Origin of the sequence: Shewanella sp. ULN5 (assembly GCF_030731885.1) — a bacterium.
GTDB classification, from domain to species: domain Bacteria; phylum Pseudomonadota; class Gammaproteobacteria; order Enterobacterales; family Shewanellaceae; genus Shewanella; species Shewanella holmiensis.
Window position 1 is genome coordinate 196,563 of record NZ_JAPJEE010000005.1, and the last position, 16,265, is coordinate 212,827.

Sequence of the window (16,265 nt, forward strand, 5' to 3'; positions counted from 1 at the left end):
GTAGCAATGGCGGGACTTGAACCTGCGACCCCAGCATTATGAGTGCTGTGCTCTAACCAGCTGAGCTACATTGCCACTATATTTTCGCTGCCCTCTTAGCGAGGAACGGGGCGTATTATGCTTATTCGATGTATCTAGGTCAACTGCTTTTTTTCGCTATTTTCATCATTCTTGCTCATTCGGCTATTACTTCACCAAACTGAATAATGTTCCAACGAATTATTGCCCTAAAAACCGCTTTTTTATACGTCCACAAAAAATATCAATACAATTTGAAATTGTGGCGCAACTATTTCAGCCAACTTACGGCGTATAAAAACTATACAGACACGTAAATTAATGAATAAGCAACGCCAAATTTCATTATACGTTGAACAAGAAATGCATTACATCGCCATCTTTAACGACGTATGTTTTGCCTTCAACACGTAATTTACCCGCTTCTTTTGCACCCGCTTCACCTTTGAAGGTGATAAAGTCTTCGTACGCCATAACTTGAGCACGAATAAACCCTTTTTCAAAGTCGGTATGAATAACGCCTGCAGCTTGTGGCGCAGATGCTCCTACAGGCACTGTCCATGCACGCACTTCTTTTACACCTGCGGTAAAGTAGGTTTGTAAATTAAGTAAGCTATAACCACCACGAATAACGCGGTCAAGACCTGGCTCTTCAATGCCTAAATCAGCCATGAACTCTTGACGGTCATTCGCTTCCATTTCAGCCAACTCTGACTCAATAGCAGCACACACGGCCACAACCACAGCATTTTCTTTTGCCGCGATCGCTTTAACAACATCTAAATGCGGGTTGTTTTCAAAACCATCTTCAGACACGTTAGCAATATACATGGTTGGTTTTAAGGTCAAAAAGTTTAAGTAAGCAATCGCTGCTAACTCTTCTTTTGCCAAATCTAACGAACGTAGCATATGGCCGTCATCTAAAGTTGGACGCATTTTTTCTAATACTTCCACTTCAAATTTAGCGTCCTTATCGCCACCTTTCGCTTTCTTTTGCTGACGGAATATCGCGCGCTCTAGACTGTCTAAATCCGCTAATGCTAATTCAGTATTGATCACTTCAATGTCGCCAGCTGGGTCAATTTTATTAGCAACATGAACAATATTTGGATCTTCAAAACAACGAACAACATGACCAATAGCATCGGTTTCACGAATGTTCGCTAAAAACTTATTACCTAAGCCTTCACCTTTCGATGCACCCGCAACCAAACCTGCAATATCAACAAATTCCATTGTGGTCGGTAATATACGTTGGGGTTTAACAATGGCGGCTAACGCATCAAGACGCGGATCCGGCACTGGCACAACACCGGTGTTTGGCTCAATAGTACAAAACGGGAAGTTTGCCGCTTCAATACCTGCTTGTGTAAGTGCATTAAACAGCGTTGACTTACCGACGTTTGGCAAACCAACAATGCCGCATTTAAAACCCATATGCATACCTTTATATGTAAAATTATCACACTGATAATGACGTTCGAATTGGTATCGTTAAGCTATTCCGCTTTAAACGAATGTAGTCTGGTCATGGCTTTCGCCATGTTTTCTTTGTATAAAACATCTGTCGCACGTACGGCCTCATCTATCGCCGCAGTAATTAACTCTTGTTCGGTTGCAGGCGCCTTGCCTAACACATAACCGCTGACTCGGTTTTTATCACCAGGATGACCAATACCAATCCGTAAACGGTGAAAACCTTTGTCGTTAGCAAGGCTAGAAATAATGTCTTTTAAACCATTATGGCCACCATGCCCGCCACCTAATTTAAATTTTGCCACACCAGGAGGCATGTCTAACTCATCATGGGCCACTAGAATTTCTTCAGGCAAAATACGAAAAAAGTTCGCTAATGCCGATACGGATTTACCGCTTAGATTCATAAAAGTCGTTGGAATTAACAAACGCACATCACGATGATTAATCGTTACCCTTGCGGCTAATCCAAAATATTTACTTTCTGCCACCAATTGCACATTATTGACTCGCGCGAGTTCTTCTACATACCATGCACCAGCATTGTGGCGGGTTTGCGCATACTCAGCACCGGGGTTTGCTAGCCCTACAATCAGTTTAATGTGACTCATTTCTACCTAAATCTTTTATGAATAACCTGTAATGCATGTCGCACTACAGCCTTAAAACGCGGCATTTTAACACTCAATTTGGTTAGCAACAAACACCCATTCACATAAGCATTTTTTTACCTGTCATTTTCTAGTTTAAACCTAATGCATACCTGAGCACTTTTTGCTTCAGGGGACTGTCAAGATTGGCTAACTTTAATGCACTATTACGCAGTAATTTTAGTGGCAGTAAATCATTGCTAAAACCGGCATAAAACATGTCCATTGCGCTCATCATCAATTGATTATCTGCATATCGAGAATGTTGGTAACGCTGCAATACCGCATCATTCCACCATACCTCACCCTTACCGATTGCGCTGGCGATGTGAGTAATCAATGCATCAACATCTTTAAAACCAATGTTCACTCCTTGTCCTGCTAAAGGATTAATGGTGTGAGCCGCATCGCCCAGTATCACTAAGTTAGCTTGATAATATTGTTGTGCATGGCGACGAGTTAAACCAAAACTGCCCTTGGCTTGTACGCTAAAATTTGGATCTAATCTTTTGGGGAAATGCGCTTTAATTTGTTCTGCTAATTGTAAATCACTCAGTTGCATCAATTGTTTAATTTTTGCCGCTGAGTCATACCAAACTAAAGACGCATGGTTACCCGGAAGGGGTAATAAGCTACGTGGACCTTGCGGGGTAAATTGCTGCCAGGTAACTGATTGCTGTGGCGATTGCGTCTCAATATTAATCAGCATGGCTGATTGAGCATAATCCCATCCAGTAATACCAATACCAGCCCATTGTCTGACTTGCGAATTGGCGCCATCCGCACCGACAAGTAACAATGCACCTAACCTCGTGCCGTCATCAAGTAGCACTTCAATGGCATGACGATGATCATTTGACGCCTGTACTCGGGTAAATTGAGTTACCTTAGCGGGGCAAAATAAGGTGACATTCTTTAACGCTTCAATTTGCTTCAACAAACATAATTGAATTAAGCGATTCTCAAAAAAATAACCCAAAAGTGGCTCGCCCACCTGCTCAGCTGTAAACTGAGTCATGCACCCTTCCATCTCCCAGGTTTCCAGACCAGTATAAGGAACATGGCGAAGTGTTAGCAGTTCATCCATAACCCCTAGGCGTGCTAATAATTGCGCCGATGCAACACTAATAGCGGAAACTCGTACATCTAGAGGTTGCGCTGCGTCAAAAGCTTGTGGCTGCCTTGATTCAATCACAGCCACTGACAATCCTAATTGCCCTAAACCTACCGCAACGGCTGCACCGACCATACCGCCGCCATTGATCACAACATCAAAGTGATGAACAGAAGTATTCGTGTCAGAGCTATCTTTGACGGATGAAGATTGGGTATGCGGCATAACACTTCCTTGAATAAAAAACTTCAGCCAAATATGCTCACTCGCAAAATTGACTAAATTGTGAACAAATGTTGCTATTACGGGGTTTAGCCACACTTGGTTACAAAGGTGACATATTTAACACGTACTTTAGGCATAAGATTAATCGGTCTCACTTCTACGAGCACTCAAAATGCTCAAAGTAGATAACCCATGTTCCACGTTCAATCAGCCAATGATGGCTAAATTAATGCGCGATAGCTTACAAACCTTAGTTTACAAGCGATGCGCTAAGCGAGGAAGTTATGAAACGTTATCAAAATAGAATCAATCGATTTTCAACCACTCTAAACATATGCGTTATCGCAACAGGCATGATGTTAGCAAGCACAGCCATTGCCGACACTAACACCACCTCAACCACACAATCGGCAACGAGTCCGAACATTGAAATCATTACGGTAACCTATCGGAATGCGTTCGATTATGCCTTATATCAACAAACCACGGAAATGCTGGCAAACTTTAATCGCGATCTTGAGCAGAAAATTGTATTCGAAGCGCGTAACCAGTCACAGGATATGGCATCTGAATTTGGGGTGTTTACCGTGCAAACTGCACCTAAATTAATCCTATCTCAAGATGCGATTAACTCATTAGCAAAAGTAAGGGTATTATCTCAGCCAGACTAATATTAGCGAAACTCGTACAAAGGCTAGCCACAGGGGCTGACAACAGGTAAAATATCGCGCTATTTTTACTATAGGTTACCGGCGAGCAGTGATGAGTAAAAAACTTCATATTAAAACCTGGGGCTGTCAAATGAATGAGTATGACTCTTCAAAGATGGCTGATTTATTAGACGAATACCAAGGCTATACCTTAACCGAGGATGCCAGTGAAGCAGACGTATTGCTGCTAAACACTTGTTCTATTCGCGAAAAAGCGCAGGAGAAGGTTTTCCATCAATTAGGCAGATGGAAAACCTTAAAAGACAAAAATCCCAATTTGATTATTGGTGTGGGTGGCTGCGTAGCATCTCAAGAAGGTAAAGCCATTAAAGATCGCGCCCAATGCGTTGATATTATTTTTGGCCCACAAACCTTACATCGTCTTCCTGAGATGATAGATCAAATTCAACGTGGTGAAAAAGCGGTTATTGACATCAGTTTCCCTGAAATTGAAAAGTTTGACCGTTTGCCTGAGCCGCGAGCTGAAGGCCCTACGGCTTTCGTATCAATTATGGAAGGTTGCAGTAAGTATTGCTCATTCTGTGTGGTGCCATACACCCGCGGAGAAGAGGTCAGTCGTCCTGTCGATGATGTGATTCTTGAAGTGGCGCAACTTGCAGAGCAAGGGGTACGTGAAGTCAACCTATTGGGCCAAAACGTTAACGCGTTCCGTGGCGCAACCCATGATGACCAAATTTGTACTTTTGCAGAACTGTTACGCTTAGTTGCCAGCATTGATGGCATTGACCGTATTCGTTTTACCACAAGTCACCCAATTGAGTTCACACAAGATATTATTGATGTATACGAAGATACACCTGAACTAGTCAGCTTTTTGCACTTACCTGTGCAATCAGGCTCTGACCGTATCTTGACCCAAATGAAACGTGGCCATATGGCGATTGAATACAAATCGATTATTCGACGTTTACGCAAAGCCCGTCCCGATATTCAAATCAGCTCTGACTTCATTATTGGTTTCCCTGGCGAAACTCAGCAGGATTTTGAAGACACCATGAAGTTGATTGAAGATGTCAGTTTTGACCACAGCTTCAGCTTCATTTACAGCGCCCGTCCAGGCACACCTGCCGCTGACTTACCTGATGATGTATCAGAGGAAGAGAAAAAGCAGCGTTTAGCGATTTTGCAAGACCGTATAACCCAACAAGCAATGCGCTATAGCCGTCAAATGTTAGGCTCGGTGCAACGGGTATTAGTTGAAGGCCCATCGGTTAAAAATCCAATGGAATTACGTGGTCGAACTGAAAACAATCGCGTAGTTAACTTTGAAGCGCCGCATTCAAGCATCGGTGGTTTTGTGGATGTAGAAATTGTTGATGTGTATACCAACTCTTTACGCGGAAAATATATTCGCGGTGAAGCAGAAATGGATTTACGTCGTAGTTTACGTCCATCAGAGATCCTTGCAAAGCATAAGCAAGATGATGAATTAGGCGTGACACAATTTAAACCTTAAGCATGGTTTAAGCGTATTGAAATACTATAAAAGGTGGCTGGTCCACCTTTTATTTTTTTACGTATCAATAGCGGGTGCTAGAAAAAAGCTGAGTACCTACGTACACTGTTTTTAATTACAGAAAATAACTGTTATCGGAGCCTTATTTGTCCACTAAAGTGACCACCATGAACTTGTATCTTGAACCCTCAGATACACGCCGCTTAGTTTCACTTTGCGGCCCATTTGACGACAATATTAAACAGATAGAACGTCGTTTAGGTGTCGAAATTATTCATAAAAATAATCATTTCACCATCGTAGGCTTACCGCGTAATGCATTAAGTGCAAACAATTTACTTAAGCAGCTTTATATTGAAACCCAAACAGTAAAAGGCAGTACCCCTGATTTAGAACCTGACATGGTGCATTTAGCCATTCAAGAAGCCATCGCCCTTGAAGCTGATGACGGTATGGATGACTCAGGCATTAATATCAAAACCAAGCGCGGAGTCATTAAACCTCGCACCCCAAATCAAAGCGTGTATATGCATAACATTACTCGCCATGATATTAGTTTTGGTATCGGCCCTGCTGGTACAGGTAAAACCTATTTAGCGGTAGCTGCAGCGGTCGATGCTTATGAGCGCCAAGAAGTTCGCCGAATTTTACTCACCCGCCCAGCGGTTGAAGCAGGTGAAAAATTAGGTTTTTTACCGGGTGATTTGAGTCAGAAAGTCGACCCCTATTTACGCCCTCTTTATGACGCTTTATTTGAAATGATGGGTTTTGAAAAAGTTGAAAAATTGATTGAGCGCAGCGTAATTGAAGTCGCGCCATTAGCTTACATGCGTGGTCGAACATTAAATGATGCATTTATTATTTTAGATGAAAGCCAAAATACTACAGTAGAACAAATGAAAATGTTCTTAACCCGTATCGGCTTTAATTCCCGAGCGGTGATTACCGGTGACATTACTCAAACCGACTTACCACGCGGTCAAAAATCAGGCTTACGTCATGCTATTGAAGTGTTGAGCGAAGTGCCTGAAATCAGCTTTAACTTTTTCATGTCACAAGACGTCGTCCGCCATCCAGTAGTGGCACGCATTGTTGAAGCCTACGAAGCGTTTGAGCAAAAAGAGCAAATTGAAAAAGCGGCAAAAGAGAAAGCGTACCAAGAACGTGAGCAAAAACGCCAACTCGCAGCCCAAGATAATTCGAGCCACCCCAAATGAGTATGATGCATTTAGATTTAGATCTGCAAATTGCAGTAGACGCTAACAACTTGCCCACTAAAGCCCAGTTCGAATCATGGGTGCGAGAAGCTGTTGGCCAAACAATGCCTGAGGTTGAACTAACTATTCGATTAGTCGAATCAAGCGAAAGCCAGCAACTAAATCATACTTACCGAGGTAAAGACAAACCAACAAATGTGTTGTCTTTTCCTTTTGAAGCCCCCGCTGAAATCGATCTGCCACTATTGGGTGATTTAATCATCTGTGTAGATGTAGTAGAAAAAGAAGCGCAGGAACAGAATAAATCGTTAGAAGCCCACTGGGCGCACATGGTAATACATGGTTGCTTGCATTTGCTGGGCTATGACCATATTATCGACGAAGAAGCAGAGGAAATGGAATCTTTAGAGACCCAACTCCTTGAACATTTAGGTTTTTCAGACCCCTATAAGGAAGCATAAATAGATAGATTTCCAGGCGATGGCCAAAGCCCGTCCAGTTAACTATTTAGGAACTATTATGAGTGACGATATCCCCCCGAGTACAAACGCCTATAAGAAAAGTTGGTTCGATAAATTTAATCAACTATTCCAGGGCGAACCTCAAAATCGCGAAGACCTAGTGGACGTGATTTCAGGCGCAGAACAACGCGACTTGATCACCGAAGATACCCGCGAAATGATCAAAGGTGTGTTAGAGGTCTCTGACCTTCGCGTGCGCGACATTATGATCCCACGCTCACAAATTGTTACTCTCCAAATCGACTGCTCAGTCGATGAGCTGTTAGAAACAGTTATCAGCTCAGCTCACTCTCGTTTCCCTGTGGTCAATGAAGACAAAGATCATATTGAAGGTATTTTGCTAGCAAAAGACCTACTAAAATATGGTTTTAAAAATTCAGATGTCCCTTTCACGCTATCTCAAGTTATCCGCCCTGCGGTGGTTGTGCCTGAAAGTAAGCGTGTCGATGTGTTATTAAAAGAGTTCCGTTCACAACGTTATCATATGGCGATCGTCGTTGATGAATACGGCGGTGTATCAGGCCTTGTCACCATCGAAGATATTCTTGAAGAAATCGTTGGCGAAATTGAAGACGAATTTGATCACAGTTCAGTAGAAGACACTGAAGTGAAAAAAATTAGCAACACCGTCTATATTGTCAAAGCGCTAACTGAAATAGACGATTTTAATGAAGCATGCGGTACTCACTTCAGCGATGAAGAATTTGATACCGTCGGTGGTTTAGTGTCGCACGCATTTGGTCATTTACCCGAACGTAACGAAACCATCATGATCGATAATATTGAGTTTAAGGTAACGAATGCAGATACGCGTCGTTTGATCCAATTAAGAGTCAAATTGCCCGACCCTGACAATCTAAATAACTCTGACGATTAATCGATAAACACATAAAAATGTCATCAATGAAGCAGCTTTAATGATAATTAAGCTGCTTTTTTATTACGATCTCATTTAAAATCAGCCTACTTTGTCATTTAGCCAAAGCAAATTTGACATATTCTAAAATAAAGCATCCTCTAACACGAGGATGGTTAAACCACGCGATAAATAAGGCAAGTTGTGCTGAATAAATTATTACCTCATTCTCAATCAAACTTAATCAGTCTAATCTGTGCATTTGCCGCAGGTGCTAGTACTTCACTGTCATTTGCGCCCTATGGTTTATGGCTGTTTATGCCTGTCGCACTCACATTTGCGTTATGGCAAAGTCAGCAACTCATAGGCAAGCATGCGTTTCGTTACTGGCTTAGTTTCGGCTTTGGCACCTTCGCCGTTGGGATCAGTTGGGTGCACGTTAGCATGGCCACGTTTGGCGGGCTGCCCTTAGCTGTATCATTAGCACTAATGGCGATTTTGTCCCTGTATTTAGCACTTTATCCCGCATTAGCGGGTTACTTACTCAATAAAATTATTCCTCCTCAATCGGCTTCCGCCAACTATGGGGTGTTAGCGTTTAAATATTTAGGTCTCTTTCCTGCATTATGGATACTCACCGAATGGCTTCGCGGCTGGGTGTTAACCGGTTTCCCATGGCTATGGGTGGGTTACAGTCAAACCAATGGTCCATTGAGCGAATTAGCCAGTATCATTGGGGCACTTGGACTCAGTTTTGTGCTAGCAATCATTGCTGGCGCGGTAATGCTCACAACACAAAAGCGCGTATTGCCTGTTGTAGCTGTGTTATCAGTTGTGATGATTGCTACGTTCATCACCCCATATATTAATCCCGTTGCGCCAACAGGAAAATCGGTGAAAGTGGCATTAGTACAAGGTAATATTGCCCAAAGCATGAAATGGGAACCCGATGCGTTATGGCCAACCATGCTCAAGTTTATGGATTTAACCCGCAATCATTTTGACGAAAAATCGAGTGTTGATATTGTTATTTGGCCAGAGGCGGCTATCCCCGCACCCGAAGCGATGGTTGAAGACTTTTTATTTAATGCTAACCAGGTAGCTAATTTAAACAACACAGCGATCATTACAGGCATTATTAGCCGAGAAGAGCACAACTTTTATAACTCTTTAATCGTCTTAGGTAATCATCACAGTAAGCAACAACCTAGCGCTGACTATCAAATTAACGGCGATAATGAATTCAGAAAACACCACTTGTTACCTATTGGTGAGTTCGTCCCTTTAGCCGATTTACTAAGACCATTAGCGCCTTTTTTTAATCTGCCTATGAGCTCTTTTCAACGCGGTGATTTTATTCAACCGAATTTATCTGCAGTAGGCTATAAAGTGTCTCCGGCAATTTGTTATGAAATCGTTTTTCCAGAACAAGTCAGAGACAATACCCAAGCCGATACGGACCTATTATTAACTGTCTCTAATGATGCCTGGTTTGGTAGCTCAAACGGTCCTTTGCAACATATGGAAATTGCCCAAATGCGTGCAATTGAAATGGGTAAACCTTTATTGCGTGCCACCAACAATGGCGTAACGGCTATTGTTGATCCCTATGGCAACATCATTGACAGCTTGCCACAATTCGAAACGGCTGTATTAGTCAGTGACGTCGCACTTTATCAAGGCGAAACTTGGTTTAAACGCATTGGACAGTTACCCTTATTAATTCTATGCTCAATGTTAATCTTCATTGCTATATCATTAGGATACAGAGGTCGCCGTGCCGTTTAATCTTAATTTACCCACTCGCTTAAGCCATCAAAACCAACGAGGATTTACCTTAATCGAGTTGGTTGTTGTCATCATTATCTTAGGCATTTTAGCGGTTGTCGCAGCACCTAAGTTTTTAAATTTAAGCACTGATGCACGCATTAGTACTTTGTCAGGACTATCGGCATCGGTAAAAACAGCCAACTCATTGGTGTATGCAAAATCACAAATGCCGAGCCTGCAAGTGCAACCCGTTGCTGGACGCGAAGATTTAATCGATATCGATTTAGAAGGTGATGGTGTTTTTGAAACCCGTTTGAAATGGGGCTATTTAGATAATACTGACATTGAAAAATGGATAGATCTTGATGACAGCTTCACCGTTCAATATCAAGGTATTGCAAATACTTATATCGGTTATGACCAAGATGAAAATGGCCAAGTCACCAATGACAATTGCTACTTTCACTATACACAAGCGGCCAATGCCACTACCCCACCGGATTATGCCATTGTCAGCAGCGGCTGTTAAAAAGGCGGTTGCCACAAAACAGTCTTACATTAACGGCCAGCTCAATAAAGTGAGTCATTTAAGCCCATGAGCTGATATCAGCATAGCGACTTTGTGGCGTAGGCATAAACTTTGCTCGTCAATCGCCAATCGTTACTCAAGACTCAAGACTCAAGCTTGTGGATGTAATCTTAACTCTGGTTAAGAAAGTTGCTAATTCAGTCGTAATCATCAAATTTATATTTTACCGCTTCAGCCGCAGACCTTTGTGATAGCAAGGCGAATTTACACCTCAATTGCAGGTCTATTGCAAGTAAGTTAGACACGATTAGCGCTGCAAATGCGGTTTAATATGCATTTTTTATTTCAAGCTGATGTGACCTAAAGCAACATCTACCAGCTTACCCAAAACTGACTCAACTTGATTTCTGCTTTAAATATTTTTGTACAAAAATGAACCTTCCAACCATTTACTGCGTAATGAAATACAACAAACACGCCATGATATTTGGGAGCTAAAAATGCAACTATCGGAAATAAAGCAAGCCATCGAAGTCCAGCCATTACATCCGACTATCATCAGCTATGCTGATTCAAATCATTACTTATTGGGTGTAAAAGATGATAATGGAAACTTTCGCAGTGCCCGCAGTAAAGATGGCAAACTATTGAGTCTGAACTCCATAAAGCAAGCAGAAGAATTACTGAAGTTACAAGGTATTCGTTACGCCATCATCGAAATGCAAACCGCCTACGATGAAATGATTGGCAATAGCAGCAACAGCCATTGCCACTATCGCGTTAATTTTTAGCTCTTTGCTATTAAAGTGACAATGGCTCTAAGGTGACAATGGCTCACGTGAAAATGTGTCACTGTCACATTGCGGGCAGTCAGGTATCACCCCTGGGAAATCAATTTGCATTTGATGTCCACAATTATCACAGGTCAACATACCCTGATTGATAATTTCGCCAGATTTATAACAACCATGGTGCTTAAAATCCTGCTGCAACTCGTGCCACTGCACCTGACTTCTGTCAGTGATCTCACTTAACCATTGCCATAAGGTGTTTTCTAAGGCGATAGCTGTAGGACTAAAACTAATATCGTCTGCAGTTTGCTCTTTTAAATAGCTTGCGATGTCACGCTTTAAAAATTCTTCTACTAAAGCTAACTCTTGCTCATTAGCCTGTGATTTGAGCTGTAAATAGTTTTTTCCTTGGATGATAGACTTAAACAAACTTTTAGCAGTCAATGAGTTATCTTGCTCAAATTGCTGTTTAACTTGTTCAATTAATGCCTGATATAAGGCTAATAATGCTGAACTTCTTCCACTCATATTCAATACTCCTTAAGACGAACCTTTTTAAAGCATCACTTCTAGTTTATTCTATGCAGTTATTCATCACGCGAATGCGCGTTAGATCAAACAATACGTGCAAATCCAACAATGGGCGGCATGGCCGGAAATAGATTGATGCAAGAGCAATATAATCCTTTAGAGATTGAAGCCTTAGTGCAAAAGCACTGGCAAGACCAAAAAACCTTCGAAGTTACTGAAGATGAGACCAAAGAGAAGTTTTACTGCCTCTCTATGTTCCCTTATCCGTCAGGCCGCCTTCACATGGGACACGTCCGTAACTACACCATAGGTGATGTTGTCGCTCGTTACCAACGTTTACAAGGAAAAAATGTCCTGCAGCCGATTGGTTGGGATTCATTTGGCCTGCCTGCAGAAAACGCAGCGATCAATAACAAAACCTCACCAGCACCATGGACTTATGAAAATATTGAGTACATGAAGAACCAGCTTAAACTATTAGGTTTTGGTTATGACTGGAGTCGTGAAATTGCCACCTGTACCCCTGAATATTATCGCTGGGAACAATGGTTTTTCACTAAACTGTATGAAAAAGGTTTAGTTTACAAAAAAACCTCATCGGTTAACTGGTGTCCAAACGACGAAACCGTACTGGCAAATGAGCAAGTACAAGATGGTTGTTGTTGGCGCTGTGATACTGAAGTGGTTCAAAAAGAAATTCCACAGTGGTTTATTAAAATCACTGATTACGCGGAAGAGTTATTGAACGATATCGATACGCTCGATGGCTGGCCTGAACAGGTTAAAGCGATGCAGCGTAACTGGATTGGTCGCAGCGAAGGCATTGAAATGACCTTCCAGGTGGAAAACAGCCAACAAAGTTTTGATATTTACACCACTCGTCCTGATACCGTAATGGGTGTGACCTATGTAGCGATTGCTGCAGGCCACCCTTTAGCGGTTCAAGCCGCAGAAAACAATCCTGCTTTAGCGGCGTTTATTGAAGAATGTAAAAATGCTGACACCACTGAAGCCGCGATGGCCTCTATGGAGAAAAAAGGCGTCGCGACAGGCTTAAACGCTGTGCACCCTATCAGTGGCAAACTGGTTCCTATCTGGGTCGCTAACTTTGTTTTGATGAACTATGGCACTGGCGCTGTTATGTCAGTTCCAGCACATGATCAACGCGATTATGAGTTTGCTAAAAAGTTTGGCTTAGCCATTGAAGCTGTGATCAAGCCTGTTGATGGCGAAGTTGATATCAGTGAACAAGCTTTTACTGACAAAGGTGTGTTATTTAACTCTGGTGAGTTAGACGGTTTAGATTTCCAAGCAGCATTTGAAGCCATTGACACTAAACTCACTGCCGAAGGCAAAGGTAAGCGTCAGGTGAACTTCCGTTTACGTGACTGGGGCGTTTCTCGTCAACGTTACTGGGGTGCACCGATCCCTATGGTGACCTTAGAAGACGGCACCGTCATGCCTACGCCTGAAGACCAACTGCCGGTTATTTTGCCAGAAGACGTGGTAATGGATGGTATCCAAAGCCCGATTAAAGCAGATAAAGCCTGGGCTGAAACCACGGTAAATGGCCAAACAGCATTCCGCGAAACCGATACCTTTGACACCTTCATGGAGTCATCATGGTATTACGCTCGTTACTGTAGCCCACATGCAGACCAAATGTTAGATCCCGCGAAAGCCAATTACTGGCTACCCGTTGATCAATACATTGGCGGTATTGAGCATGCTTGTATGCACTTGTTGTATTTCCGCTTCTTCCATAAATTGCTACGTGATATGGACTTAGTTAACTCTAACGAGCCAGCTAAGCAATTATTAACCCAAGGTATGGTATTAGCTGATGCTTACTACTACACCAACGACAAAGGCGCACGCGTTTGGGTGTCGCCATTAGATGTGGTTGAAGTAGAAAAAGACGACAAAGGCCGTGTGACTAAAGCTATCGACAAAAACGGTAACGAGTTGGTTTATACCGGTATGAGCAAAATGTCGAAGTCTAAAAACAACGGTATTGATCCACAGGTCATGGTTGAAAAGTACGGTGCTGACACCGTGCGTTTATTCATGATGTTTGCTTCACCACCAGAATTAACTCTTGAATGGCAAGAGTCTGGCGTTGAAGGGGCGCATCGCTTTATCAAGCGTTTCTGGAAACTGGCTAGCGATCATATTGCAGCAGGGACAACAGAAGCATTAGATGTTAAAGCGTTAAGCGGTAGCCAAAAAGCGCTTCGTCGTGAATTGCACAAAACGATTGCTAAAGTCAGTGATGATATTGGTCGTCGTCAAATGTTCAACACGGCCGTTGCTGCGGTAATGGAGTTGATGAACCACTTGCAGAAAGCGCCACAGGAGTCTGCTCAAGACCGTGCGTTAATGGCAGAAGCATTGTCAGCAGTAACACGTTTACTCTACCCTATCGTGCCACACATCAGCTTTAACCTTTGGAAAGAGCTAGGCAATAACAGCGATATTGAAGATAGCCGCTGGCCTGACGTTGATGAGTCAGCCCTAGTTGAAGACAGCAAACTGATTATTGTACAAATTAACGGTAAGTTACGTGCAAAAATCACTGTCGCAGCCGATGCAACTCAAGAACAAGTTCAAGCCCTTGCAATGGAAGATGAACATGTTCAAAAACACTCTGAAGGACTCACCATCCGCAAAGTGATTTATGTTCCTGGTAAGCTACTCAATATTGTTGCTAACTAGCATAAACAACACTCATTGGCGGCGGGTTCGCTAATGAGCGTTATTGCCTGTCTTGTGTGAAGATGCAAGATGGGCATTCATTTTAATTGCCATGGTATTCATGGCTGTAAAAGGACGTAGATAACACTTATGTTGGCAAAACGTATTGGCTTAGCGTTACTCTCTCTCACTTTACTTGCCACTGCTGGCTGTGGTTTTAAATTGCAGCGTAGCTACTCAATCCCCGTTGAATTACAACAATTACATTTAAGCAGCACTGATCAGTACAGTGAACTCACACGTTTAGTAAAAGACAGACTTCGCATTAACCGTGTCACTATGGTATCGGCTGCCGAAGATACACCAACACTCAGACTCGTAAGTGATTCATTAGAACGTGCCACCCTGTCCCTCTACCCTACCGGTAACGTGGCTGAATATGAATTAATTTACCTAGTAACTTTCACAGTGGCTTTGCCTAAAGAAGAACCGGTTGAATATTCCACTGAAGTTCGTCGAGACTATCAAGACGATCCGCGAACTGCATTGGCTAAAAGCCGTGAAATGGAAATATTAACTCGTGAAATGCGCGTTCAAGCCGCTGACAGTATTATTCAAATCCTTGCTTCAATCGGGAACGAATAAATGCGGGTTTATCCTGACCAGCTTAAAAACAATCTAGCCAAGTTACCGCAAGTTTGCTTGCTGTTTGGGGATGATTTATGGCTGGTTGAAGATTGCAAAAAACAGCTCATTAGCGCGGCCAAAAAACAAGGCTTTGACGAGCGAGTTCAGCTGATTCAAGATCCGCATTTTAACTGGCATGATTTGATCCAAGAATGGCAGTCGATGAGCTTGTTTGCCAGTAGACGTATTATTGAATTGCATCTGCCTAATGGCAAACCAGGTACCGATGGTGCCAACGCCTTTCAAACCATATTGCAACAAGCTAATCCAGATATAGTGTTGATTATTCAAGGTCCTAAAGCAGGACTTGAACAAACCAACAGCAAATGGTTTAAGTCGTTAGATAGCCAGGGGTTATATATTCCCTGCGCTACGCCCGAAGGGAAACAATTCGAGCGCTGGTTAGATAACCGCATTCAGCATTATAAATTAACCTTGCACCATGATGCTAAAGCGATGATGTTTAACCTATTTGAAGGTAATTTATTGGCTGCTGAGCAAGCCATGCAAATACTGCAGCTGGTGAATCCCAATAACAATATCAGTGCCGAGCAACTCAGCGATTACTTTGAAGACCAATCGCGATTCAGTGTTTTTCAGTTAACCGATGCCATTTTAAATAATCATCAAAAACAAGCGCAGCACATGCTAGCCCAATTACAAGGGGAAGGCACTGCGATGCCCATTTTGATGTGGGCCATATTTAAAGAAATCACTTTGTTACTTAACCTTAAATTGGCCCAAAACCAAGGTGAACCTTTAACAAAACTGTGGGGGCAATACCGTATTTGGGACAAACGCAAACCACTGTATCAAGCGGCCTTAACACGGTTAGAGTTACATCACATTGAACACATGTTGAGTTTAGCATCCACTTTAGAGCTAAATTTAAAGCAACAGGGTATTGAAGATTGGATAGGCATGAGTCACTTGTGCATTTTGTTTGACCCGCGCGCCCATAATCGTTTAGCTCATATCGAGCTTGGCTAGCCTTTAAGG

Annotated in this window: 15 protein-coding genes and 1 tRNA gene; 11 read left to right on the forward strand and 5 right to left on the reverse strand. The window is 42.5% G+C overall.

Translation table 11 applies throughout. The features are described from left to right. Nucleotide 1 precedes the first annotated feature (1 nt). From ORI98_RS07245 to ORI98_RS07260, 4 genes are all read right to left on the reverse strand, one after another. Nucleotides 2-75: transfer RNA gene (locus ORI98_RS07245), tRNA-Met, on the reverse strand. Between the two features lie 288 nt (nucleotides 76-363). Then, a complete protein-coding gene (ychF, locus tag ORI98_RS07250) occupies nucleotides 364-1,455 on the reverse strand; it encodes a redox-regulated ATPase YchF (RefSeq protein WP_306134774.1) in 1,092 nt (363 codons plus the stop codon). Nucleotides 1,456-1,517: 62 nt separating this feature from the next. Next, entirely contained in the window at nucleotides 1,518-2,105 is a 588-nt protein-coding gene (pth, locus tag ORI98_RS07255) for an aminoacyl-tRNA hydrolase (protein WP_306134775.1), read from the reverse strand. Nucleotides 2,106-2,235: 130 nt separating this feature from the next. After that, nucleotides 2,236-3,483, reverse strand: a complete 1,248-nt coding sequence (locus tag ORI98_RS07260; RefSeq protein ID WP_306134776.1) for an FAD-dependent monooxygenase — start codon at nucleotides 3,481-3,483, stop codon at nucleotides 2,236-2,238. Nucleotides 3,484-3,767: 284 nt separating this feature from the next. On the opposite strand from ORI98_RS07260, the gene ORI98_RS07265 reads away from it, so the two are divergent. From ORI98_RS07265 to ORI98_RS07300, 8 genes are all read left to right on the forward strand, one after another. Beyond that, on the forward strand, nucleotides 3,768-4,154 hold the full coding sequence (locus ORI98_RS07265) for a hypothetical protein (RefSeq protein ID WP_261297407.1): 387 nt from the start codon (nucleotides 3,768-3,770) through the stop codon (nucleotides 4,152-4,154). Nucleotides 4,155-4,245: 91 nt separating this feature from the next. Further along, complete coding sequence (miaB, locus tag ORI98_RS07270) at nucleotides 4,246-5,670, forward strand: tRNA (N6-isopentenyl adenosine(37)-C2)-methylthiotransferase MiaB (RefSeq protein WP_306134777.1); 1,425 nt, start codon at nucleotides 4,246-4,248, stop codon at nucleotides 5,668-5,670. Nucleotides 5,671-5,816: 146 nt separating this feature from the next. Continuing rightward, a complete protein-coding gene (locus ORI98_RS07275) occupies nucleotides 5,817-6,887 on the forward strand; it encodes a PhoH family protein (protein WP_261297409.1) in 1,071 nt (356 codons plus the stop codon). 2 nt (nucleotides 6,888-6,889) lie between these two features. Then, nucleotides 6,890-7,348 (forward strand): rRNA maturation RNase YbeY, encoded by a 459-nt coding sequence (gene ybeY, locus ORI98_RS07280; protein WP_371931132.1) that lies wholly within the window; start codon nucleotides 6,890-6,892, stop codon nucleotides 7,346-7,348. 58 nt (nucleotides 7,349-7,406) lie between these two features. After that, nucleotides 7,407-8,285 carry a CNNM family magnesium/cobalt transport protein CorC gene (gene corC, locus ORI98_RS07285; protein WP_261297410.1) on the forward strand — a complete coding sequence of 293 codons (879 nt, stop codon included), beginning with the start codon at nucleotides 7,407-7,409 and terminating at the stop codon, nucleotides 8,283-8,285. A 183-nt stretch (nucleotides 8,286-8,468) separates the two neighbouring features. Next, the gene (gene lnt, locus ORI98_RS07290; RefSeq protein ID WP_371931127.1) at nucleotides 8,469-10,052 is read left to right on the forward strand and encodes an apolipoprotein N-acyltransferase; all 1,584 of its coding nucleotides are present in this window, start codon (nucleotides 8,469-8,471) and stop codon (nucleotides 10,050-10,052) included. Further along, on the forward strand, nucleotides 10,042-10,563 hold the full coding sequence (locus ORI98_RS07295; RefSeq protein ID WP_306134778.1) for a Tfp pilus assembly protein FimT/FimU: 522 nt from the start codon (nucleotides 10,042-10,044) through the stop codon (nucleotides 10,561-10,563). The genes lnt and ORI98_RS07295 overlap by 11 nt, the downstream gene beginning before the upstream one ends. A gap of 500 nt (nucleotides 10,564-11,063) precedes the next feature. Further along, entirely contained in the window at nucleotides 11,064-11,354 is a 291-nt protein-coding gene (locus tag ORI98_RS07300) for a DUF6482 family protein (protein WP_261297412.1), read from the forward strand. A 27-nt stretch (nucleotides 11,355-11,381) separates the two neighbouring features. Here ORI98_RS07300 and ORI98_RS07305 read toward each other — a convergent pair whose 3' ends face one another. Further along, a complete protein-coding gene (locus ORI98_RS07305; RefSeq protein ID WP_261297413.1) occupies nucleotides 11,382-11,882 on the reverse strand; it encodes a zinc ribbon-containing protein in 501 nt (166 codons plus the stop codon). A gap of 138 nt (nucleotides 11,883-12,020) precedes the next feature. On the opposite strand from ORI98_RS07305, the gene leuS reads away from it, so the two are divergent. The 3 genes from leuS to holA all read left to right on the forward strand — a co-directional run bounded on the left by leuS (nucleotide 12,021) and on the right by holA (nucleotide 16,256). Next, nucleotides 12,021-14,600 carry a leucine--tRNA ligase gene (gene leuS / locus ORI98_RS07310; protein WP_306134803.1) on the forward strand — a complete coding sequence of 860 codons (2,580 nt, stop codon included), beginning with the start codon at nucleotides 12,021-12,023 and terminating at the stop codon, nucleotides 14,598-14,600. 129 nt (nucleotides 14,601-14,729) lie between these two features. Continuing rightward, complete coding sequence (gene lptE, locus ORI98_RS07315) at nucleotides 14,730-15,224, forward strand: LPS assembly lipoprotein LptE (protein WP_306134779.1); 495 nt, start codon at nucleotides 14,730-14,732, stop codon at nucleotides 15,222-15,224. Next, nucleotides 15,225-16,256 carry a DNA polymerase III subunit delta gene (gene holA, locus ORI98_RS07320; protein WP_306134780.1) on the forward strand — a complete coding sequence of 344 codons (1,032 nt, stop codon included), beginning with the start codon at nucleotides 15,225-15,227 and terminating at the stop codon, nucleotides 16,254-16,256. It begins immediately after the preceding gene. The last annotated feature ends 9 nt before the right edge of the window (nucleotides 16,257-16,265 follow it).